The organism is Mycobacterium shigaense (genome assembly GCF_002356315.1).
GTDB classification, from domain to species: Bacteria; Actinomycetota; Actinomycetes; order Mycobacteriales; family Mycobacteriaceae; genus Mycobacterium; species Mycobacterium shigaense.
The window spans coordinates 2,530,653-2,552,141 of record NZ_AP018164.1 but is presented as its reverse complement, the minus strand read 5'-3'; the positions used below and the strand labels follow the sequence as shown (position 1 = coordinate 2,552,141).

General features: G+C 68.2%; 21 protein-coding genes and 1 tRNA gene. 3 read left to right on the top strand and 19 right to left on the bottom strand.

Annotated elements, in window-relative coordinates:
* Positions 1-89: 89 nt before the first annotated feature.
* A complete protein-coding gene (locus MSG_RS11805) occupies positions 90-827 on the top strand; it encodes an SDR family oxidoreductase (protein WP_096439817.1) in 738 nt (245 codons plus the stop codon).
* A gap of 160 nt (positions 828-987) precedes the next feature.
* Here MSG_RS11805 and MSG_RS11800 read toward each other — a convergent pair.
* From MSG_RS11800 to MSG_RS11780, 5 genes are all read right to left on the bottom strand, one after another.
* Positions 988-1,064 (bottom strand) — tRNA-Pro (locus tag MSG_RS11800).
* Between the two features lie 87 nt (positions 1,065-1,151).
* A complete protein-coding gene (locus MSG_RS11795) occupies positions 1,152-1,925 on the bottom strand; it encodes an IclR family transcriptional regulator (RefSeq protein WP_096439815.1) in 774 nt (257 codons plus the stop codon).
* Positions 1,925-2,755, bottom strand: a complete 831-nt coding sequence (locus tag MSG_RS11790; protein ID WP_096444384.1) for a cyclase family protein — start codon at positions 2,753-2,755, stop codon at positions 1,925-1,927. The genes MSG_RS11795 and MSG_RS11790 overlap by 1 nt, the downstream gene beginning before the upstream one ends.
* Positions 2,756-2,771: 16 nt before the next feature.
* Positions 2,772-3,539: an SDR family NAD(P)-dependent oxidoreductase gene (locus MSG_RS11785; protein WP_096439813.1), complete on the bottom strand. Its 768-nt coding sequence runs from the start codon at positions 3,537-3,539 to the stop codon at positions 2,772-2,774.
* 120 nt (positions 3,540-3,659) lie between these two features.
* Positions 3,660-4,505: a helix-turn-helix transcriptional regulator gene (locus tag MSG_RS11780; protein WP_096439811.1), complete on the bottom strand. Its 846-nt coding sequence runs from the start codon at positions 4,503-4,505 to the stop codon at positions 3,660-3,662.
* 113 nt (positions 4,506-4,618) lie between these two features.
* Here MSG_RS11780 and MSG_RS11775 point away from each other — a divergent pair, with 113 nt between their 5' ends.
* Positions 4,619-5,554: an SDR family NAD(P)-dependent oxidoreductase gene (locus tag MSG_RS11775; protein ID WP_096439809.1), complete on the top strand. Its 936-nt coding sequence runs from the start codon at positions 4,619-4,621 to the stop codon at positions 5,552-5,554.
* A gap of 41 nt (positions 5,555-5,595) precedes the next feature.
* Here the strand turns inward: MSG_RS11775 and der are convergent, their stop codons facing one another.
* From der to MSG_RS11740, 7 genes are all read right to left on the bottom strand, one after another.
* Positions 5,596-6,996 carry a ribosome biogenesis GTPase Der gene (gene der / locus MSG_RS11770; RefSeq protein WP_096439807.1) on the bottom strand — a complete coding sequence of 467 codons (1,401 nt, stop codon included), beginning with the start codon at positions 6,994-6,996 and terminating at the stop codon, positions 5,596-5,598.
* Complete coding sequence (cmk, locus tag MSG_RS11765) at positions 6,993-7,676, bottom strand: (d)CMP kinase (RefSeq protein WP_096439805.1); 684 nt, start codon at positions 7,674-7,676, stop codon at positions 6,993-6,995. Before cmk ends, der begins: the two co-directional genes overlap by 4 nt.
* Entirely contained in the window at positions 7,676-8,419 is a 744-nt protein-coding gene (locus MSG_RS11760; RefSeq protein WP_096439803.1) for a pseudouridine synthase, read from the bottom strand. Before MSG_RS11760 ends, cmk begins: the two co-directional genes overlap by 1 nt.
* Complete coding sequence (gene scpB / locus MSG_RS11755) at positions 8,419-9,138, bottom strand: SMC-Scp complex subunit ScpB (protein ID WP_096439801.1); 720 nt, start codon at positions 9,136-9,138, stop codon at positions 8,419-8,421. The genes MSG_RS11760 and scpB overlap by 1 nt, the downstream gene beginning before the upstream one ends.
* A complete protein-coding gene (locus MSG_RS11750; RefSeq protein WP_096439799.1) occupies positions 9,138-9,965 on the bottom strand; it encodes a segregation/condensation protein A in 828 nt (275 codons plus the stop codon). The genes scpB and MSG_RS11750 overlap by 1 nt, the downstream gene beginning before the upstream one ends.
* Complete coding sequence (locus MSG_RS11745) at positions 9,962-10,825, bottom strand: ParA family protein (protein ID WP_096439797.1); 864 nt, start codon at positions 10,823-10,825, stop codon at positions 9,962-9,964. Before MSG_RS11745 ends, MSG_RS11750 begins: the two co-directional genes overlap by 4 nt.
* A gap of 129 nt (positions 10,826-10,954) precedes the next feature.
* Positions 10,955-12,019, bottom strand: coding sequence for a PrpF domain-containing protein (locus tag MSG_RS11740; RefSeq protein ID WP_096439795.1), 1,065 nt, complete (start codon positions 12,017-12,019; stop codon positions 10,955-10,957).
* Positions 12,020-12,142: 123 nt separating this feature from the next.
* Here MSG_RS11740 and MSG_RS11735 point away from each other — a divergent pair, with 123 nt between their 5' ends.
* Positions 12,143-12,895, top strand: a complete 753-nt coding sequence (locus MSG_RS11735; RefSeq protein ID WP_096439793.1) for an O-methyltransferase — start codon at positions 12,143-12,145, stop codon at positions 12,893-12,895.
* Positions 12,896-12,919: 24 nt separating this feature from the next.
* On the opposite strand, the gene xerD is transcribed toward MSG_RS11735, so the two are convergent.
* The 7 genes from xerD to MSG_RS11700 all read right to left on the bottom strand — a co-directional run bounded on the left by xerD (position 12,920) and on the right by MSG_RS11700 (position 21,384).
* Entirely contained in the window at positions 12,920-13,834 is a 915-nt protein-coding gene (gene xerD / locus MSG_RS11730; protein WP_373421189.1) for a site-specific tyrosine recombinase XerD, read from the bottom strand.
* A gap of 23 nt (positions 13,835-13,857) precedes the next feature.
* A complete protein-coding gene (locus MSG_RS11725) occupies positions 13,858-14,481 on the bottom strand; it encodes an NUDIX domain-containing protein (protein ID WP_096439789.1) in 624 nt (207 codons plus the stop codon).
* Positions 14,474-16,225: a CTP synthase gene (locus MSG_RS11720; protein WP_096439787.1), complete on the bottom strand. Its 1,752-nt coding sequence runs from the start codon at positions 16,223-16,225 to the stop codon at positions 14,474-14,476. Before MSG_RS11720 ends, MSG_RS11725 begins: the two co-directional genes overlap by 8 nt.
* A 130-nt stretch (positions 16,226-16,355) precedes the next feature.
* Positions 16,356-17,300: a copper transporter gene (locus tag MSG_RS11715; RefSeq protein WP_096439785.1), complete on the bottom strand. Its 945-nt coding sequence runs from the start codon at positions 17,298-17,300 to the stop codon at positions 16,356-16,358.
* 21 nt (positions 17,301-17,321) lie between these two features.
* Positions 17,322-18,503, bottom strand: a complete 1,182-nt coding sequence (gene steA / locus MSG_RS11710; RefSeq protein WP_096439783.1) for a putative cytokinetic ring protein SteA — start codon at positions 18,501-18,503, stop codon at positions 17,322-17,324.
* Between the two features lie 183 nt (positions 18,504-18,686).
* Complete coding sequence (gene recN, locus MSG_RS11705; protein WP_096439781.1) at positions 18,687-20,438, bottom strand: DNA repair protein RecN; 1,752 nt, start codon at positions 20,436-20,438, stop codon at positions 18,687-18,689.
* A 25-nt stretch (positions 20,439-20,463) separates the two neighbouring features.
* A complete protein-coding gene (locus MSG_RS11700; protein WP_096439779.1) occupies positions 20,464-21,384 on the bottom strand; it encodes an NAD kinase in 921 nt (306 codons plus the stop codon).
* Positions 21,385-21,489: the final 105 nt, after the last annotated feature.

The window sequence follows — 21,489 nt, the reverse complement described above, 5'->3', positions numbered from 1 at the left end:
CTTGGCGGGTGCGTAACGGAATAAGTGGGGAAACTGCCCACTTTGTAGAAGTCGGGACCATCCGAGGCAACCAAGTCCAGGGAGCGATGATGAGCGAGCAACTCGACGGTAGAACGATTCTCGTGACAGGGGCCAACGGCGGGCTCGGACAGGAATTCGTCCGTCAGGGCCTGACCCGTGGAGCCCGTCGCGTCTACGCCGCCGCCCGCACGCCACGCGCGTGGGAGGACGCCCGCGTCGTCCCGATCACACTCGACCTCACCGACGCAGTGTCCGTCGCCGCGGCGGCCGCAGCCGCGCCTGACGTCGATATCCTGATCAACAACGCCGCGATCGCGCCCTCCGATGCCCTTTCCGTGCTCACCGGCGACGAGGAGATCGCACGGGGCATCTTCGAGACCAACTACTTCGGAACGGTTCGAGTCACCAGGGCTTTCGCGCCCGTTTTGGCCGCGAAAGGTGGCGGCAGCATCCTCAACGTATTGTCCCTTTCGGCGTGGACGCCCGTCCCGTCCGCTTATGCCGCGTCCAAGGCGGCGGCGTGGTCAGCCACCAACGCGATCCGCGCTGAACTGGCACCTCAAGGCACCGCGGTGACCGGCCTGATGGTCGGATTGATCGACACGGCAATGTCAGCCGATTGGAATATGCCGAAGGTGAGCCCGGCCAGCGTTGTGGAGCAGGCTTACGACGGCATTGCTCACGGTGCCCACGAGGTGCTCGCAGACGAGGAGACTCGAACAGTGAAGGGGCTTCTCAGCCACCGCGCCGAGGATCTCAACGCGTTCGTCTCGGCATGGCTTGCTGGGTCCGCGCAACAGGCTTGAGCGGCTCAGCTGACGCGGACATTCTGCGTCGCGAAGAGAGCCGGCAGGTGCGCGTGCACAGCCCGTGGACACGGGCGGGGATCCCCTCGATGCCGCCCTGGGCGTAGGAGAAACCCCGGTCCACGGCCAACTTAGATCTCACGCTCACCTGCAAGAACTCTGGTCGGGCTGACAGGATTTGAACCTGCGACCACTTGACCCCCAGTCAAGTGCGCTACCAAACTGCGCCACAGCCCGCGCGCCGATGAGTCCACCGGCAGCAGGTCGACAGCCTACCGCAGCCGTGCCCTCGACCCGCCAGTGCCCGGATGGCCTGCGCGTCTTCTAACCACCCGATGCCGCGAACCAGGCGTCGACCTTCGCCGCCCAGCCCCGCAGCGCGTCGGCGAGCTCGGCCTCGCGGCGATAAAACCGCTGCGCCGGCACTGGCACGCTGACCGCGACCGGCTGTTCGGACACATGCTTCAAAACCGCGCCGACCGCGCAGATGCCCTCGGTCTGCTCCTCCCGGTCGTAGGCGACACCATCGGCGCGCACCTGCTCGAGCTCCTTGCGCAGCGCAGCCGGCGTCGTGATGGTGTTCGCGGTGAGCCGAGCGAGCCGGCTCGGCACCGCCCGCACCCGCTCGGCGTCCGGCAGGCTGGCCAGCAACGCCTTGCCGTTGGCGCAGCAGTGCAGCGGGAACGACTCGCCGACGGCGCTGATCGCGCGCAGCCGGTGCGGTGAGACGACCTGATCGACAAACGTCGCGCGGTCCTCGTCGAGGATCGACAGGTCGACGGTCTCCTCCAGCTCGCGCGACAGCTCCTCCATGAACGGGTGGACGTCGATGACGACACTGCGGCGCACGGTGGCCGACATGCGGGCGATCTCGGGGCCAAGCCGGTAGCGGCCCCGCGCCGCGCGCGCGGCCACCAGGCCCTCGTCGTCGAGCGCGTTCAGGATCCGGCTCACCGTCGAGCGCGGCATGCCCAACCGCTCACCAATCTCGGCCTGGTTGAGCCCATCGGGGTGCGCCTGCAACAGCCGCAGCATCTCGGCGGCGCGGGCAATGACCTGTATTCCCCCGCCGCGGGCGTCGTCCGCGACGACGCTCATCACGCGGCCCGGCCGGTTTCGAGGCGATAGCTTCCGGTCGGGTCGACGATCGCCACCAGCCGCACGATGCAGCCGTCGCCGCCGACCCAGCGCCACGGGAAGGCGGCGAAGGTGACACGCTTTCCGGTGACCTTGTCGAGGTCGCCGCCGACGTTTTCGAAACCGTAGATGCCCTTGGACAGGATCGCCCGGTGGCACGGCTCCCACTCCGGGAAGTCGTCAAGCACGTTGTGCCCGGTCTGCTCCTCGTATTCCCTTACCGCCCAAGGCAATAGGCCGCCGGTGTGTTCGGCCGGGCCATGCGGGGCGATAGCGGTGGCCAACGGGTGGTCGAGCGCCTGGGTGTCGGTGCCGACGGCCTTGACGCCCTTGGCGGCGAACCATTCGCCGGCCTCCTTGTAGAAGCCGGGCGAGTAGGCGTAGTACTCGGCGCTGTCGGCGTACGTGTGGTGCCAGCCGGTGTTGACGATGACGATGTCGCCGGGCCGGATCCGGGGTGTGGCGTTCTCCAGGTCCTCGGCGGTGACGACCTCCCATTTGTTCTTGGGGATAGACACCACCACGCCGGTGCCGAAGAAGGCGCTCAACGGAATCTCGTCCAGCAACGGCTTGCCCTCGATCACGTGCCCGGGCGCATCGATGTGCGTGCCGGAATGCATGACGGTGGTGATCTTTTGGGTGAGCACCCGGCTTTTGGCCATGGTGTGCAGGCGTTCGATCTTGACGTCCTCGAAGTACGGCCACGCCGGCACGCCGTGACCCCACGGGTGCGACAGGTCGTAGAACTCCAGCTTGGACTCGGCCTCGCCGAGGGGCCACGAATAACTCACTTCCATTCCTCCTCCGTCAGCATGCGGTGTAGCCGCCGTCCAGATACATCACCTGACCGGTGTAGAAGCTCGACGCGTCGCTGAGCAGATAGATCAGCGCGCCGACGAAGTCGGCGGGTTCGGCGAAGCGGCGCAACGGGATTCGCGCGAACATCGCCTCGCGGGTTTCGCGTCCCCTCTCGTCGTCGGCGTACATCCATTCGGTCAGCTCCGACCGGAACACCGTCGGGGCCAGCGCATTGACCCTGATCTGCTGCGGACCCCATTCGGCCGCAAGGGATTTAGCCAGCAGATCGGTCGCGGCCTTGGATGGACAGTAGGCGCTGTAGCCGGCGGGATGCCCCAGACTGCCGCGCACCGACGACACCAGCACAACGCTGCCTCCCCCGCCTTGTTGCAGCAGCACGCGCCCGGCGGCCTGACATACCAGCCAGGCGCCGCGCGCGTTGGCCCGCATCACGTCGTCGAAGTCGTTGACCGCCATCTCGGTGATCGGCTGGACGTGGTTCATGCCGGAGGCGACGAGCACGCCATCGAGCCGGCCGCGCGCCGCGACGGCCGCGTCGACCATCACACGGGCATCATCCGGGGTGTCAGGCCGGCGGGCGACGGTGACAGCGTCCTCGACACCCAATTCCGCGAGCCGCGCGGCGTTGCCGCCGGCGAGCGTGAGCCGCGCCCCCGCCTCGCTCAGTGCCCGGGCCGCCGCGCTGCCGAGCGATCCGGTGGCGCCGGTGATCAGGATCGACTTGTCCTCCACGCTGAACAGGCCCGTACCCACGATTTCACCTCAACTCCTGCGATACGGATTGATAAATCCGTTATACGGGATAATATGCAACGGCGACTTCAAATGTCAATGCCGATTCCTGAGATGCAGCGCGTGCCGCCTGCATCGTGGGATTTATTCGGCGAATGCCTGAGTGCCCAGCACGACGGCAAGCCCGAGGCGCTCGGCGTCTTCGGTGCCGGGTTCGGCGGTGAAGATCATGATGCGCAGGTCGTCTCCGGCGACGACGAGCGTGTCGCAGTCCAAGGCGATACGGCCGACGTCCGGGTGGTCGATGACTTTGCGCCGACCGACGTCTTGGTGAAGTACCGGGGATCCGGCGTTCCAGAGTTCCACGAACCGGGGGCTTTGAGCGCGCAGCTCGCGGATCAACTGCTTCAACCGCTCGTCGGCGGGATATCGCGACGCCGTCACACGCAGGTCAGCGACCAGCCCCGCCTGCAGTGCGGCACGTTCTTCAGCGGTCTGCCTAGCCCGGGTTCCGGTACCAATCAAATTGCGCCACACACCATTGCGTTCGATCCCCCGCCATGTGGTCGTCGGACCCATCAGCGCGTCATACGGCGCGTTGGCGATCAGCAGGGTCCAGGTGGCGTCGTAGACGGCGACGGGCGTGTGCGCCAGCCGGTCGAGCATGCGCTGGACGCTCGGCGAAATGCGCGACGAGACGACGTCGTGGCCCGGAGCCACCTGCCCGGCCAACCGGAACAGCAGGTCACGCTCGGCATCCGAGACGCGCAGCGCGCGCACGAGCGCCTCGACGACCTGCGCCGAGGGCGAGGTCGCCCGACCCTGTTCGAGCCTGGTCAGGTAGTCGACGGAGATTCCTGCGAGAGCGGCTAGCTCTTCGCGACGCAGCCCGACCGCGCGACGGCGCCCGCCGACGGGAACACCCACGGCCGCAGGTGTAACGCGGTCGCGCCACTGACGCACCCGGCGGCCGAATTCCCATGTGTCCACCCCTCTACTGTGCGCGACGCCGGCAGCCCGGGAAAAGGGCTTGTGGTGGCCCCGGCAGTCCTATGACAACCGGACGGCTGCCTGAGACTCCGACGTTGGCCGAGACTCGGGGCATGACTTCGATTGCTCCCGGAACCGTGTTGCTCACCGGGCCGACGGGCGGACTGGGCAGGTCCGCGGCGCTGGCGTTCGCGAATCGGCCTGCCGCCCGGCGCCCCGACCTGCTGTTGGTCGGCAGGCCAGGACAACGCTTGACCGACGCGGTCGACGAGGCCCGGGCGGCGGGCGCGACGGTATACGAGATCGGCTGCGACCTCGCCCGGCTCTCAGACGTACGCGCCGTGGCGCAGCAAACCAAGGAACTACTGGACTGCGGCGCGGTGCGCCCCCTGCGTGCACTGGTCGCCAACGCGGGCCTCACGGTCGCCGACACGCATTGCGCCTCGGCGGATGGCTATGAACTCACCTTCGCCGTGTACTACCTCGCACATGCGCAACTGATCGGTGATCTGCTCGGCTCGTTGGCGGCGCCGGCGCGCGTCGTGCTCCTGGGTTCGAACACCTATCACCAGAACATCTTTCGCCGGTTGTTGCACGTGCCCCCGGCTCGGTGGCGTGATCCGATCGAGCTGGCCCGGCCCACCGCTACTGGCACGCCAGCGACGGCCGAGTTGTCCTGGACCGCCTACTCCGATTCAAAGTTGGCGCTGATGTATTACGCACACGAGTTGCAGCGCCGGGCCCCCCAGGGCATCAACACGATTGTCTTCGAGCCGGGATTCATGCCGGGCACCGGTTTGAGCAGAGCGAACGGTCCTGCCGCTCAACGAGTTGGGCGCATCGCGCAAAAGATTCCCGGGGTCTCATCGCCGGTCCGCTCCGGCCCACTGCTCGCGTCGATCGCCCTCGATCAGCGGTGGGCGCACCTGCGCGACGGCGCCTTCGTCCTCAAAGACGAAGAGCAAGAGGTTAAGCCGGTCGCAATTGATCCGGGCCGAGAGGCACGCCTGTGGGAGGCGACCGCCGAGCTCCTCGATGTGGCCCGTTAAGGGTGCATCGCGGGCACGGCGGCTACGCGAGCGAGGTGGCCCTAGCGGCGCTTGGCGCCCCGTTTTTCGCGCACCCGCACGTTGATCCGGATCGGGCTGCCCTCGAAACCGAAGGTCTCGCGCAGCCGTCGTTCCAGGAAGCGGCGGTAGCCCGCCTCCAGAAATCCGGTGGTGAACAGCACGAATGTCGGCGGGCGGGCGGCGGCCTGGGTGGCGAACAGGATGCGCGGCTGCTTACCCCCACGCACCGGCGGCGGCGTGGCCGCGACGATCTCCTTGACCCAGGTGTTCAGCGGGCCGGTCGGGATCCGCGTGTCCCAGGACGCCAGCGCCGTCTCCATCGCGGGCACCAGCTTTTGCACCGCTCGCCCGGTCTTGGCGGAGATGTTGACGCGCTGCGCCCACGGCAGCTGAGCCAACTCCCGGTCGATCTCGCGGTCCAGCAGCTCGCGGCGGTCCTCGTCGACCAGGTCCCACTTGTTGAACGCCAGCACCAGGGCCCGCCCGGCCTCGATGACCATGGTCAGCACCCGCTGATCCTGTTCGGTGAGCGGTTGCGACGCGTCGATCAGCACGACCGCCACCTCGGCGGCGTCGATGGCCGAGTGGGTGCGCACCGAGGCGTAGAACTCGTGACCGCTGGCCTGGCCGACCTTGCGCCGCAACCCCGCGGTGTCGACGAACCGCCACACCTTGCCGCCCAAGTCGATCAGTGAGTCGACGGGGTCGACGGTGGTGCCGGCGACATCGTGGACCACCGAACGCTGGTCGCCGGCAAGCTTGTTGAGCAGCGAGCTCTTGCCGACGTTGGGCTTGCCGACGAGCGCGACCCGCCGGGGACCGCCGGCCGCCGGGGCGGCCTCGGAAACCCGCGGCAGCTTGGCCAGCACCGCGTCGAGCAGCTCGGCCACACCGCGACCGTGCATCGCGCTGATCGCGTGCGGCTCGCCGAGTCCCAGCGACCACAGCGCCGAGGCATCGGCCTCCACCCTCTCGCTGTCGACCTTGTTGGCGGCCAAGAACACTGGTTTGCCCGAGCGCAGCAGGATGCGGGCGGCCGCCTCGTCGGCGGCCGTGGCGCCGACGGTGGCGTCCACGACCAGGACCACGGCGTCGGCGGTGCGCATGGCCACCGAGGCCTGTTCGGCCACCAGCTGTTGCAGGCCCTTGGCGTCGGGCTCCCATCCCCCGGTGTCCTGCACCAGAAATCGGCGGCCGGTCCACAACGCGTCATAGGACACCCGATCGCGTGTCACGCCGGGAATGTCCTGCACCACGGCCTCGCGCCGGCCGATGATCCGGTTGACCAGCGTCGACTTCCCGACGTTGGGGCGTCCGACGATCGCCACCACCGGCGCCGGACCGGCCGCTTCGTCGTCGATGAGTTCGGAATCGGTTAATTCCCAGTCGCTTTCGTCGGCCCAGGTGCCGTCCTGCGTCATCGCACTGCCCCGCTTCGCTGCTTGACCAACTCCAGCAGGTGAGCGATCACCTGCTGCTCGGTCATGTCGCTGGTGTCGACGACCACCGCGTCCGCCGCCGCGCGCAGCGGCGAGACGGCGCGCGTGGAATCCAGATGATCGCGGCGACGCACATCGGCCAGCACCCCCTCGTAGTCGTCGGGCAGGCCCGCCGCGACGTTTTGATCGTTGCGGCGCCGGGCACGCGTTTCGGCTGACGCGGTCAAGAAGACCTTCACCGAGGCGTCGGGCAACACCACCGTCCCGATGTCGCGGCCCTCGACGACGACGCCGCCCGGCCCCTTGGCCATCTGCTGCTGCAGCGAAACGAGCCGGGCGCGAACGGCCGGAACCGACGAGACCGCGGACACATTGCGGGTGACCTCGTCACCACGAATCTCCGCCGAAACATCTTCTCCGGCAAGCAGAAAGCGGTCGCCCGCGGGGCCGCAGTCCACCGCCATCCGCACCGTTGCGGCGATCTCCGCGACGGCCTGCGCGTCCGCCGGGTCGACGCCGGCACGCAACACCGCCAGCGTCACCGTGCGGTACATGCCCCCGGTGTCCAGATAGCGCACCCCCAGCACGCGGGCTAATTCCTTTGACACGGATGACTTTCCGGTTCCCGCCGGGCCATCGATGGCGACCACGACGCCGCCCATCACAGCCCCACCGCTTTGTACAGCTGGCCGATTTCGTCCCGGCGCAACGGGCGGATGCTGCCCGGTCGCTGCTTGCCCAGCGATATCGCGCCGATCTCGGTGCGCACCAACTCCTCCACGGGATAGCCGAGGGCCGCGAGCATTCGGCGCACGATGCGGTTGCGCCCTTCGTGTAACGTCAAGCGCACCAACGTTTTACCCGGAATGGCGTCGACCACCGCGAAGTCGTCGGCCCGCGCCGGCCCGTCCTCCAGCTCGATTCCCGCCCGCAGTTTCTTGCCCAATCCGCGCGGTACCGACCCGGTGACCGTCGCCAGATACGTCTTGGGCACCTCGTGGGAGGGATGCATCAACCGGTGCGCCAACTCGCCGTCGTTGGTGAGCAGAATCAGCCCCTCGGTATCGGCGTCCAATCGGCCGACGTGGAACAGATTCTTGTTGCCGCGAACCTTGTGCTCAACCAGGTCGCCGATGCACGGGCGGCCGCGGTCGTCCGACATGGTCGACTGCATGCCGCGCGGCTTGTTCAGCGCCAGGTACACCAGGGAGTCGTCGAGGACCACCCGGGCCCCGTCGACGTGGATCACCGAGGCGTTCGGGTCCACCCGGGTGCCCAACTCGGTCACCACCTGGCCGTCCACCTCGACGCGGCCCTCGACGATCAACCTCTCGGCCGCCCGGCGCGACGCAATTCCGGCCTGGGACAACACTTTCTGCAGCCGGATCCCCTGATCTTCGACCATCAATCCCGGTCCACATCGAAGGACAGCGCCTGCTCGGACGGTTGGCCGCCCGCCAGCTTCATGAAACGTGGCTCGCTGTCCAGGGATTCGCTGAGGTCCTCGATGGTGTCGACGTCGGGCAGCAGCGGGGCGATGTCAGGCAGGTCGGTCAGCGACGTCAGGCCCAACCGTTCCAAGAACAGCTCGGTCGTGGCGAAGGTGACCGCACCGGTGTCCTCGTCGACGCCGGCCTCGGTGATCAGGCCGCGCGCCAGCAGGGTGCGCATGACGGCGTCGACGTTGACGCCGCGCACCGCGCTGACCCGGGCGCGCGTCACCGGTTGGCGGTAGGCGACCACGGCCAGCGTCTCGAGCGCGGCGCGGGTGAGCTTGGATCGCGCGCCGTCTAGCAGCAGCTTTTCCACGTACGGCGCGAATCGGGCCCGGGTGTACATTCGCCAGCCTTCACCGGTTCGCCGCAGGTCGACGCCGCTGTCGCGCTGGGTGAGCTGGTCGGCCATCGCCTGCAGCTTGGCGGCGATCCGGTAGACAGGCTGCTGCGTGGCCGCTCCCAGGGCCTCCTCGCTGACCGGGGTGTCCACCACCAGCAGCAGCGCCTCGAGCACCGAGCCCAGCTCGTCGTCGTCCAGCGGCGCCGCCTCGGCGATCTCGGGGATGCCGTGAATATCGGGGTCGAGATCGACCTCGGGCAGCCCGACGTCGGACAGATCTTCAGTCATTATTCGTCCCGCACTTCTGCCAGGGATTCGCTGGTCGAACGTTCCCCGGTCCACGAAATTTGGAGCACGCCAAGCGGCTCTGACTGGTCGAATGCTACCGCCCGGGACCGATACAGCTCGAGCAGCGCCAGGAAGCGCCCGACCACCTCCATCGATGCGTGACAGTCCGCGACCAGCTCGGAGAACGTGGCCCACTGGCCCGGCCCCCGCGCCTGCAAAATCGTCAGCAGCTTCTGCGCCTGCTCCGGCACCGACACCTGCACCTCGTGCAGATGCCCGGTGGCCACCGTCGGGACGGGCCGCGGACTGAACGCGATCGCGGCGATCTCGGCGAAGCGTTGCGCGTCGACGCCCAGCATCACCTCGGGCAGCAGTTCGGTGTACCGGTCCTCCAGCGACACCGAGCGCGGATAGCTGCGCAGCGCGGTGGCCTCCAGTTCGGCGAACATCTCCGCGACGTGCTTGAACGCGCGGTACTGCAGCAGCCGCGCGAACAGCAGGTCGCGCACCTCGAGCAGCGCCAGGTCCTCTTCGTCGTCGATCTGCCCGGCCGGCAGCAGCCGCGCCGCCTTGAGATCCAGCAGGGTAGCGGCGACGACGAGGAACGCGGTGGTCTCTTCCAGGTCCAGCTGGGAGCCGATATCGCGGGTATAGGCGATGAAGTCGTCGGTGACCTGGTGCAGCGCGACCTCGGTGACGTCGAGGCGGTGCGCAAAGATCAGCTGCAGCAGCAGATCGAACGGACCCTCGAAGTTGGTGAGGCGGACTTGAAAGCCACCCGGGGCGCCGGCCTGGGGTGGCGCCGCACCGTTAGCGGTCGCGTTCACGCGCCAAATCGGTCGATGAACTCGCGGGCCAAGGCGCGATAGGCGACGGCACCAGCGGACTTCGGCGCCCAGGTCGTGATGGGCTCGCCCGCCACGCTGGTCTCCGGGAACCGGACGGTACGCGTGATCACAGTGTCGAATACCAGGTCACCGAATCGCTCCACCACCCGCGCCATGACCTCGCGCGCGTTGACGGTGCGCGGGTCGTAACGCGTCAGCAGGATGCCGCTGATCTCCAATTTCGGGTTGAGCCGGTCACGCACCTTGTCCACGGTATCGGTAAGCAGCGCCAGGCCGCGCAGCGAGAAGAACTCGCACTCGGTGGGGATGACCACGCCGTCGGCGCAAGCCAGTCCGTTGACCGTCAGCAGACCCAGCGACGGCTGGCAGTCGATCAGGACATAGTCGTAGCGATCCAGCACCGGGTGCAGCGCCCGGCCCAGGGTCTGCTCGCGGCCGACCTCGTTGACCAGTTGGATCTCGGCCGCGGACAGATCGATGTTGCTGGGCACCAAGTCGAGGTACTTGATCCGGGTGTGCAGCAGCACGTCGTCGATCGACACCCGCGGCTCCACCAATACGTTGTGGATGGTCTTCTCCAGCTCGTAGTGCGGAACGCCCAGCCCCGCGGACAGCGCGCCCTGCGGATCCATGTCCACGAGCAGCACCCGCCTACCGTATTCGGCCAGCGCAGCGCCCAGATTGATCGTCGACGTGGTCTTGCCGACACCGCCCTTTTGGTTGCACATCGCGACGACCTTGGCCGGCCCGTGCGAGGTGCGCGGCTCGGGTTCCGGGATCGCCCGGGGTGGGCGTCCGGTCAGACCGACGACGACATCGCTGTCGGGCGGTTCGATCATGCCTGGGGTGTTCGCGAAGTGAACATCGCAGGAAAGTCTAACGGCTGAGCGGACTTACACCGGGCGACCCGCAGGCAATCTCACCAGGGAATATGGCCGATGCGTGTCGTCGGCGGGCCGACCGTGATCTCATGTCACACCGGCCTCAGCAGTACCACCGATCAGGCAGGGTTCCTTATACATGTCAGCGAACACGTAGCCGTCGAACAACTTGCACGCGGTGCTGCGCACCGACGCCCCGACGCACAGATCGCTGTCGCCGATCCGGGTGACGTCGATGCTCATCGTTCCCGTCGGGTGCTCGAGGACCATCGGCCGGATGCCGGCCGGCCGCCCGAGCAGCTTTCCGGCCACGGTGTCGGACACGGCTCCGGCCGTCGCCAGGCACACCGCTGCCGAAACCGCATGGCCGGCGTCGCAGCGATCCGGCACGAAGTAACGGGAGCGAAAATCCGCGCGCTCGGATGCCGACACCAGCATGACCTTCGGAAGGACAAATCCCCGCGAGTCGCCCAACCCCATGGCTACGGTCGCGCGCAACCGCAGCCGCTCGAGCCGGTCCAGCAACGCCGAATCGCTGTTGAGTTGCTCGGGCGACTCGCCTCCGGTGAGCCCGAAGTCGCGGGCCTCGGCGATGACCGCGCACACCCCGGCGTCGATCGCCGTGATCGCCACCTCCCCGAGATGGTCGACGGGCCGCCCGGTGGGGAACAACCTGCCGGTCCGGCCGCCGCAGAAATTGTCGAAGATCAGCTCGACGGCCGCGGGCCGTCCGGTCACCCCGCCGCTGCCAACCGTAACCGTAACGGCCGCACCACTATTCACCATGTGTACGCGAACCGCAGTGACCGGGTGGGCCTCGGTGACCAGCCCGCGCTCGATCGCGAACGACGCGACGCCGGCGAGCAGATTGCCGCACGTCAAGTTCCAATCCACCCACAGCGTCGACAGATCCACCTGGGCGAACAGGTAGTCGACGTCGCAATCGGGCCGGGTCGACGGACCCACGATCGCCACCTTGCTCGTCGTTGATTCGTCGCCGCCCAGGCTGTCGATCTGACGTGGATCGAGGGACCCGAGAATGACCGCCAGCAAGACGTCCGGGTCGATGCCGGTCTCGTCGAGATCGGATTTGAGTAGGTACACACCAGAAGAGTTACCGCCACGCATCATCATTGTGCGTAACGAGATCATTCGTTCCCCCCTCCGGAAAGCAGACTAGATAGCACAGTCCCTTGAGTAAAGAACCAAAACGCGAAATCTTTTTCCGGCCATCCACAGGAGCGGGTTTTCCGGGCACCGCCTAGGGTGTCTTCCATGAATCTAAAGCGGCGAATCCCGCTGCTGCGGTGGTCGGTTTTGCGGATGGCCACGGGAGCACGCAACATCACCACCACCGGCCAGATCGGCGATGGACGCGAGGCGGCCGCGGTCGACTACGTGCTGAAGAATGCGCGAGCCGGCGACGTCGACGACGTCTTGGCCGCCATCGACAAGTTCGCCTACGAGAAATCACTATTGATCAACGTCGGCGACGAAAAGGGCCTACTGCTGGACGCCGCCGTGCGGCGAGCCGAGCCCGCGCTGGCGTTGGAACTGGGCACGTATTGCGGCTACGGTGCGCTGCGAATTGCCCGGGCCGCCCCGAACGCCAAGGTGTACTCCATCGAACTCGCCGAGGCCAATGCCGCCAACGCCCGGCAGATCTGGGCTCATGCCGGGGTCGCCGACCGGGTGACGTGTGTGGTCGGGACGATCGGCGACGGCGGGCGGACGCTGGACACCCTGGCATCCGAGCACGGATTCTCTTCCGGTGCAGTCGATTTCGTGTTCATCGACCATGACAAGGACGCGTACCTGAAGGACCTGCAGAGCATCCTGGACCGGGGCTGGCTGCATCCCGGGTCCGTCGTGGTCGCCGACAACGTCCGGGTGCCGGGGGCTCCGAAGTATCGCGAGTACATGCGCCAGGAGCAGGGGAGGCGGTGGCACACCGTCGAGCACAAGACGCACATCGAGTACCAGTCGATGGTGTCCGATCTGGTGCTGGAGTCCGACTTCCTGGGCTAAGCGTGTCCGAGGTGGGCTGCCGGGCTATTGGGCCCGCGGGTGGGCTCCGGCCCACACCTCGCGCAGCGCGTGCACGGTCACCAGCGTGTAGATCTGGGTCGTCGTGACCGAGGCGTGGCCGAGCAACTCCTGCACGACCCGGACATCCGCCCCGCCCTCCAGCAGATGGGTGGCGAACGAATGACGCAGCATGTGCGGCGATACTCCCGACGTGATGCCGGCGCGTTCGGCGGCGTCCTGCAGCACCTGCCACGCGCTCTGCCGCGACAGCCGGCCGCCGCGCACGTTGAGGAAGATCGCCGCCGTCCCGCGGCCGCGCCGAGCCAGCTCCGAGCGTCCGCGCACCAGGTACGCGTCCAGCGCCTGCACGGCCGGCCGTCCCACCGGCACCAGCCGCTGCTTGCCGCCCTTGCCGCGCAACAGCACGGTGCGGGCCTGGGTGTCGACGTCGTCGACGTCGAGGCCGACAGCCTCGGAGATCCGTGATCCGGTGGAGTACAACAGCTCCAGCAACGCCCGGTTGCGCAGCGTCAGGGGGCCGTCGGCCGGGCTGTCGCCGCCGGCGCCTTCCAGCAGCGCCAGCACCTGGTCGATGGTCAGGCTCTTGGGTAGCCGGCGGCCGGGCGTCGGCGGCCGCACGGCGCGGGCCACGTCCAGTTCGGCCAGTCCCTCGGCGGCGGCGAACCGGTGCAGGCCGCGTACCGCGATCAGCGCCCGCGCGGCCGACACCGCGGACAACGCGGCAGTCCCCGACTCGGGATCGCCGCGCCGCAACGCCACCAGGAATTCGGTCACGTCGTCCTCGCCCACCTTGGCAAGATCGTGAATTCCTCTGTCGGCCAAATGTTTTGAGTACCGCCGCAGGTCGCGGCGGTACGAGCTCAGCGTGTTGGCCGCCACGCCGCGTTCAATCGTGAGGTGCTCGAGATAGCCCTGCATCTGGGAGTCCAGGGCCAGCACCGTCACTGCGCGGCCCTTCGCGCGGCGAAGGCCGTCGGCTTGTCCTGCCACGGGCTGTCCCGCGGCCGCGGCCGGCTGAAACCGGCGCCTACCGCGTGCGCGGCCAAAATGCCGGCGACGGCAATGGCATTGACGATTTCGCCGCCGAGCACGTCGCGCACCGCCTCCGCGAGCGAATACCACTGCAGCTGCATGTCGGCTTCCTCGTCGTGCGCCTCGGGACGGTCGACGTGGCGCAGGCCGGTGGCGAGATAGACACGCACCGATTCGTCGCTGAAGCCCGGGGTGGAATCGAGATCCACGAGCACCTGCCAGGTGTCGGCCTCTAACCCGGCCTCCTCTTTGAGTTCCCGCGCGGCGGTCAGGTGTGCGGGCTCGCCGCCGACATCGAGCAGCCCGGCGGGCAGTTCCCAGAGGCGTCGACCGAGCGGATGGCGGTACTGATAGATCAGCGGGAGCCTGTTGTCGTCGTCGAGCGCCACCACGGCAACCGCGCCGTAGTGTTCGACGACTTCCCGCACGGCCTCATTGCCACCCGGCATCGTCACGTGATCGCGGCGCAGCGCGAAAATCTTTCCGGTGTAGAGCGTTTCGCTAGCCGCGGTCTCGAAAACGTGCTCAGCCACGAGTGGCAGGTTCGGGTTGCTGGCGCTCGGCGCTCTCGTGGTGCTGGTTGCCGTTGGACGCGTGCTCGGGGATCTCCACCGGCAGCTGCTCGGCCCCCTGGTAGTCGAGGGCGGCCCCGACGAACGCCACGAACAGCGGGTGCGGCCGGGTCGGCCGGCTCTTGAGCTCGGGGTGAGCCTGCGTGCCGACGATGAACGGATGGATGTCGGGCGGGTATTCGACGAACTCGACCAGATGGCCGTCCGGCGAGGTCCCGGAGAACCGCAGGCCGCTCCGCGCGATCGTGTCCCGGTAGGCGTTGTTGACCTCGTAGCGGTGCCGATGGCGCTCGGAGACCTGCGTCGTCTCATATGCCTGGGCGACAAGCGAATCCGGCTCGAGGACCGCGGGATAGGCACCTAGGCGCATGGTCCCGCCGAGGTCGGCCTCGCCGGCCACGATCTCTTCTTGATCGGCCATCGTGGAAATCACCGGGTCGGGCGTCGACGGTTCGAATTCGGCGGAGTTGGCCTCGGTGATCCCGACCGAGCGGGCGGCCTCGATCACGATGCACTGCAGCCCCAGGCAGAGGCCCAGCACCGGCAGTCCGCGCGACCGCGCGTACCGGATGGCGCCGATCTTGCCCTCGATGCCGCGGATGCCGAATCCGCCGGGGATGAGCACGCCGTGCACGTCGGCCAGTGTTGCCGCGGCACCCGCGGGGCTCTCGCAGTCGTCGGAGGCCACCCACACGATCTCGACCTTGGCGTGGTGTTTGAAACCGCCGGCCCGCAGCGCCTCAGCGACCGACAGGTAGGCATCGGAGAGGTCAACATACTTGCCCACCAACGCAATTCGAACAGTTTCGTGCGGCTCGTGCACGCGGTGCAGCAGGTCGTTCCACTGCGTCCAGTCGACGTCGCGGAAGGGCAGGTTGAGCCGCCGCACCACGAACGCGTCGAGCTCCTCGCGGTGCAACACCTTGGGAATGTCATAGATCGAGGGGGCGTCGGGGGTGGAGATGACGCCATCGATGTCGACGTCGCACATCAGCGCGATCTTGTTCTTCAACGGTTCGGGAACGGGACGGTCGCAGCGCAGGATCAGCGCGTCCGGGCTGATGCCGATGCTGCGCAGCGCCGCCACCGAGTGCTGGGTCGGTTTGGTCTTGAGTTCGCCGGACGGCGCCAGGTACGGCACCAGCGACACGTGCAGGAAGAAGACGTTCTCGCGGCCGACGTCGTGGCGGACCTGCCGGGCGGCTTCCAGGAAGGGCTGCGATTCGATGTCGCCGACGGTGCCGCCGATCTCGGTGATCACGACGTCCGGGCGGCGTCCGTCGGCGTCAGGCTCGGCCATGGCCCGGATGCGGCGCTTGATCTCGTCGGTGATGTGCGGGATCACCTGCACGGTGTCGCCGAGGTATTCGCCGCGGCGCTCCTTGGCGATGACCGTCGAATAGACCTGCCCCGTAGTCACATTGGCCGAGCCGGACAGGTCGCGATCCAGGAATCGCTCGTAGTGGCCGACATCGAGGTCGGTCTCGGCGCCATCCTCGGTGACGAAGACCTCGCCGTGCTGGAACGGGTTCATGGTGCCCGGATCGACGTTAAGGTAGGGGTCGAGCTTTTGCATCGTCACATGCAGTCCGCGGGCGGTCAGCAGCTGCCCGAGACTGCTCGCGGTCAACCCCTTGCCGAGCGACGATGCGACCCCACCACTGACGAAGAGGTGCTTGGTGGCGGTTTGCGGGTGCTTTCGCACAGGCGGCCTCCGTGAAGACGGGCAGGGCGTCATATTCGTCGAGCTTTGACCAGCTTGGGCCTGCCGACCCACGGAAATCCACCCTAACATCCACCGCCCGACGGGGCGGTGAACACGCCCTAGAGTCGGCTCACTGAGGCACCGTGATCGAGGTCGCGCCGTGGCCGGTGCCGTACTGCCCAGCGTGGCCGCCGTTGACGAGGTCGTGCAGGCCCAGGATCGCGGTGATGCGCCCCGGTGCGGACTCGACGTCGTCGACGGTGCTGATCGCGGCGGCGATGCCGGCGTCGGCGCGGGCCACGGCCACCGCCGCGCCCCCGGTCGCCGACCCGTCCCGCCCGGCGAGCAACGTGCCCGAACCGTGCGGCGCCAGTGCGGCGGCGAATCGGGCCACGCTGGCGCCCTGGTTTCCGGCGTCCTGGGGCAGGCCGCCGCCGGTGACGATCAGGGCGGTGTTCGCCGCGCCCAGGTGATCGCTGGGCGTGTAGGTGACGAACCCGGTGTCGCGCAGCGCTGCCAGCACGGTGTCGCGCTGCAGATCATCGACGGCGGGGACCGCCGGGTTGGTGTTGATCAGCAAGGCGATGCCGAGCAGGTCGCCGGCCTGCGAGCCCTGGTCGACGAGCTTGGTGCTCAGCTGCTGGCCTGCCGGGAGGACCGAGGAGTTCACCACGGTCCGCAGTTTCTCCGCGGAGTTGGCGTCGACGAACTCTTGTGTCAGCGCGACCGTTCCGCTGACCGCCCCGCCGGCCTGCCCGATGATCTTCGACACCGCGGCGACGTCGTCGTCTTTGGCATCCGGCGTGCGAAAGACGATCACCGACTTGCCGCCCAGCGCGTCATGCACCATCCGGCCGGCAAGCTGGTTATCGAAATTGTTTGCCGCACTGAGCTTTTCAAGAAGCACGTTCTTCTGGTCGTTGAGCCCGCTGATCTGGGTGTGCAGGTCGCGCTTCTCGTCGCGCAGGCTGGACAGCAGAGTGTCCGACAAAAAGCCGGACCCCAGCACGACTCCGACGGCCAACGCGAGAAAGACCGCGGCCAGCGAGAACGCATGTTGGCGTAACGAAATCATGGGCGCACGTCCTCTGCAGAACTACGTGACCAGATGCTGGATCCAGAGGGAGAAGTGGTTCCAGTAGTCGGTGATCCAGTGCAGGACCGCGGCGTCGGTGCGGGACACCCACAGCGCCACGATGACCGCAATCAGCATGGTCAGCGCCAACAGCGCGATCGCGCCGGCGGAGATGTGGTTGCGGTAGAGGGTGGCGACCGCCTTGGCGTCCACCACCTTCTCGCCGACCCGCAGGCGGGTCAAAAACGTCGACGGGTTGCTCTGGGTGCGCGTCCGGTCGAAGAACGTCTCGATATTCGCGGTGTGCCCGGCCGTCACGAGCAGCGAGGCGCCGTGGTGATCGGCCAGCAGCAGCGCCAAGTCGACCGCCGAGCCCGCAGCCGGGAACGTCATGGCCCCGACGCCCAGATCCTGGATCCGCTCCAGGCCGGGGGCGTGCCCGTCGGCGTCGGCCGGCAGCACCACATGCGCGCCGCACTTGAGCGCCTCGGTGCTGATGTCCTCCGGGTCGCCGACGATGAGCTGGGGGCGATATCCTGCCTTGCGCAACACATCCGCGCCGCAGCCCACCCCGATCAGCACCGGCTGGTACTCCTTGATGAACGGCTTGAGCGATTTCAGATCGTCCTCGGCGCTGGGTTCGTCGGCGACGATCACCACGTGCCGGCGGCGCAGGTCGATGTCGATATCCGGGATGCCGATGCCGTCGATCAACAGCGGGCTCTCACTCTTGATGAACTCGATCGTGTTGCCCGCGAACGCTTCCAGGTGGGCGGCCAGGCCGCTCTTGGCCTCGCGCATCAGGTCGGCGATGTCGTGGTCGGTGCGCTCGGTGCCACGGATCAGGCGACGCTCGCCCGCGTACACCCCGCCCTCGTACAGCCGGATCTTGCTCCCGTCCTTGACCTTCTTGAAGATGTCCGGCCCGGTCTCGTCGATCAGCGTGACCCCGTTGTTGACCAGGACCTCGGGGCCCATATTGGGGTAACGGCCGGAGACCGACGGCGACGCGTTGACGACCGCCGCGACGTCGGCCTCCACCAGCGCGTCGGCGGTGATGCGGTCCAGATCCAGGACGTCGAGCACCACTATGTCGCCGGGGCACACCCGGCGCAGCAGGCGGTCGATGTTGCGGTCCACCCGGGCGGTGCCGGTCAGACCCGGCCGGGAGGCATTACGTGTTAGCAGCCCTGACATCCTCATGGGGGCGATTCTGTCCGCGATGCACGGCCGAGGCCGGGAGGCGCGCCGTAACATCCGCCTCAGAAGTTATCTAGAGTCACATCTGTAACAAAGCGATTTCGCTGCGGTCTCGAACGTCGACCGGTCGGGCAGCGTCGGCCCCCGATCGCCGCAGCAACTCGACGTTCGCCGGGACGTCGTCGGCTAGATCTCGTCGTTCTGCGCGCCGTCGAGAAGCTCGCGGGCGTGCGCGCGGCCGCTGTCGGACTCGCCGAGCCCGGCCATCATCCGCGCCAGCTCGGCGACGCGCTCGTCGTCGGTCACCCGCCGCACCACGCTGGTCCCCTTCGGCCCGGCGCCGTGCACCACCAGATGGACGTCCGCGTAGGCCGCAACCTGCGGCAGGTGCGTCACCACGATGACCTGATGAGTGCGCGCCAGCCGCGCCAACCGCCGGCCGATCTGCACCGCCGCCCGCCCGCCGACACCGGCATCGACCTCGTCGAACACCATCGTGGTGCCGGCCGCCGACGCGGCGAGCACCACTTCCAGCGCGAGCATCACCCGGGACAGCTCACCCCCGGAGGCGCTCTTGGCCAGCGGCAGTTGATCCATCCCCCGGTGCGCCGCGAATCCGAACTCGACCTGATCGACGCCGTCGGCGCCGGCACGGGCCAGCTCGCCGGAGGGTAGGACCAGCGCGGCCGGGTCGTCCGCGGCGGGCGCGGGATCGACGGTGACCGCGATGCTGAACTGGGCGTCGGTCATTGCCAGCCCCGACAACTCGGCGGTGACCTCCTTGGCCAGTCGCTTGGCGGCCTTGCCTCGGATTGCGCTGAGATCAGTTGCGGCTGTGGCCAATTCGTGTGCCAGTTCGCCGACGCGGCGTTCCAGCGCGGCCAGCCCCTCTTCCGAGACGTCGAGTTGCGCCAGTCGTTCCCGCGATTCGGCCGCCCACCGCAGCACGCCGGCGATGTCCGCGGCGTACTTGCGGGTCAGGGTGCGCAGCTCGGCCTGGCGGGCCAGTCTGGACTCCAGCGCGCTGGCGTCGGCCGGCAGCTCGTCCAGATAGGAGCCGAGCTCGCGGGCCGCGTCGGCGACCACCATCAGCGCCTCACCGATCTGCGCGCCCAGCGCCTGCAGCGTGGCGTCATCGGCGGATTCCAGTGCGGCCCTTGCCCGGCCGAGACCGTCGGTGGCGGTGGTACCGAACCCGTCCGCGTCGTCCGCGATCAGCGTCGCGCGCGCGGTGGCGGCGGCCTCGCGAAGGGTGCCCAGCTCGGAAAGCCGCCGGATCTCGGCGACCAGCTCCTCGTCCTCGGCGGGTTTAGGGTCCACGGCCGCGATCTCATCGAGCCCGAACTTCAGCCGGTCGGCCTCCAGGGCGAGTTCCCTGGCCCGGGTGCGGCGGTCGGCGAGGTCGCGCCGCGCGGTCGACCATGCGTCGCGCAGCTTACGGTATCGCTCGAGCGCGGCGCCGGCCTTCGCGAACCGGTCCAGCGCGCCGCGCTGTTCCTCGGGCCGCATCAGCCGCAGTTGGTCGTTCTGCCCATGCAACGTCAGCAGCTCGGTGGTGAAATCGCCCAGGGACTTCGCCGGCACGCTGCGCCCGCCGAGATAGGCGCGCGACGGTCCGTCCCGGCTGACCGAACGCAACGCGATCACGCTGCCGTCCTCGTCGCGCTCGGCGCCCGCCGCCGCCAGCATGTCGTCGAGGCCGGCGACGGCTGCATCGTCGAAATCGGTTGTGGTGAAACGTCCTTCGACGACCGCGCGCTCGGCTCCCGACCGCACCCGGGTGGCGTCGGCGCGCGCCCCACCGAGCAGGTGCAGCCCGGTCACCACCATGGTCTTGCCGGTACCGGTCTCCCCGGTAAGCACCGTCAGGCCGCGACCGAACTCCCCGACCGCGGAGCTGATGGCACCGAGCGACTCGATGCGGATTTCCGTCAGCATTTAAGTCAGCACCTGAAAAGTGGCGTTATTGCCCGCGCCAACCGGTCACCGGCAACCGGAATTTGCGGACCAGACGATCGGTGAACGGCGCGCTGTCCAACCGCGCCCATTTCACCGGGGTGCCGCAACGGGTGACCTCGAGCCGCCCGCCGGCCGGCAACAGCATCTCGCGGCGGCCGTCGCAGAACACCATCGCGTCGTTGCCGCTTGCCTCGATCTCGATGGCGATGGTGGCGTCGGGGCTGGTGACCATCGGCCGGCCGAAGAGCGCGTGGGCATTGTTGGGCACCACCAAGATCGCCTCCAGGTCCGGCCACAGCACGGGGCCGCCGGCCGAGAACGCGTAGGCCGTGGATCCGGTCGGCGTCGACACCAGCACCCCGTCGCAGCCAAAGGTGGACACGGGCCGTCCCTCGATTTCCACCACGACCCCCAGGACACCCAGCCGCGGACCCTTTTCCAGGCTGGCCTCGTTGAGCGCCCAGCCCTGGTCGATGATGCGGCCGCCCTGGCGCACCGCGATGTCGAGCGTCAGGCGCTCTTCGACGCGGTAATCCCTGGCCACGACGTGTTCGAGCACTGAGTCGATGGCCTCTGCCTCGGCCTCGGCCAGAAAGCCGATGCGGCCCAGGTTGACGCCCAGCACCGGGATGTCGGCGTTGCGCGCCAGCTCCGCCGCGCGCAGGAAGGTGCCGTCACCGCCGAGGACGAGCACCAGTTCGCAGCCCTCGGCCGCGTCCGGCTCGGCGTCGACGATCTGGACCTCGCCGATCGCCCGCATGTCGTCCGGAGACAGCGGCAGCGGCCCACGGTCGACCGCCTCGGCGGACAGCACACGAAGCGCAATCCCGTTGTCGCTCAATACTTTCTGGACCCGGCGCGCGGTCTCGGTCGCATCGTCGCGGCCAGTGTGCACGACCAGCAGAATGGTGCGTTGCTCACTCATTGCGGGCCCTGTTCCGATTGGCCCGCTCCTCCTCGGGCCGTCCCGGCCCGCATCGTCGACGGGCCCTGTCCCGATTGGCCCGCTCCTCCTCGGGCCGTCCCGGCC

Coding starts and splice junctions, on each gene's coding strand:
- MSG_RS11805 (WP_096439817.1), top strand. CDS start 90: ATGAGCGAGCAACTCGACGGTAGAACGATTCTCGTGACAGGGGCCAAC.
- MSG_RS11795 (WP_096439815.1), bottom strand. CDS start 1,925: ATGAGCGTCGTCGCGGACGACGCCCGCGGCGGGGGAATACAGGTCATT.
- MSG_RS11775 (WP_096439809.1), top strand. CDS start 4,619: ATGACTTCGATTGCTCCCGGAACCGTGTTGCTCACCGGGCCGACGGGC.
- der (WP_096439807.1), bottom strand. CDS start 6,996: ATGACGCAGGACGGCACCTGGGCCGACGAAAGCGACTGGGAATTAACC.
- cmk (WP_096439805.1), bottom strand. CDS start 7,676: ATGGGCGGCGTCGTGGTCGCCATCGATGGCCCGGCGGGAACCGGAAAG.
- MSG_RS11760 (WP_096439803.1), bottom strand. CDS start 8,419: ATGGTCGAAGATCAGGGGATCCGGCTGCAGAAAGTGTTGTCCCAGGCC.
- scpB (WP_096439801.1), bottom strand. CDS start 9,138: ATGACTGAAGATCTGTCCGACGTCGGGCTGCCCGAGGTCGATCTCGAC.
- MSG_RS11745 (WP_096439797.1), bottom strand. CDS start 10,825: ATGATCGAACCGCCCGACAGCGATGTCGTCGTCGGTCTGACCGGACGC.
- MSG_RS11740 (WP_096439795.1), bottom strand. CDS start 12,019: ATGATCTCGTTACGCACAATGATGATGCGTGGCGGTAACTCTTCTGGT.
- MSG_RS11735 (WP_096439793.1), top strand. CDS start 12,143: ATGAATCTAAAGCGGCGAATCCCGCTGCTGCGGTGGTCGGTTTTGCGG.
- xerD (WP_373421189.1), bottom strand. CDS start 13,834: ATGCAGGGCTATCTCGAGCACCTCACGATTGAACGCGGCGTGGCGGCC.
- MSG_RS11715 (WP_096439785.1), bottom strand. CDS start 17,300: ATGATTTCGTTACGCCAACATGCGTTCTCGCTGGCCGCGGTCTTTCTC.
- steA (WP_096439783.1), bottom strand. CDS start 18,503: ATGAGGATGTCAGGGCTGCTAACACGTAATGCCTCCCGGCCGGGTCTG.
- recN (WP_096439781.1), bottom strand. CDS start 20,438: ATGCTGACGGAAATCCGCATCGAGTCGCTCGGTGCCATCAGCTCCGCG.
- MSG_RS11700 (WP_096439779.1), bottom strand. CDS start 21,384: ATGAGTGAGCAACGCACCATTCTGCTGGTCGTGCACACTGGCCGCGAC.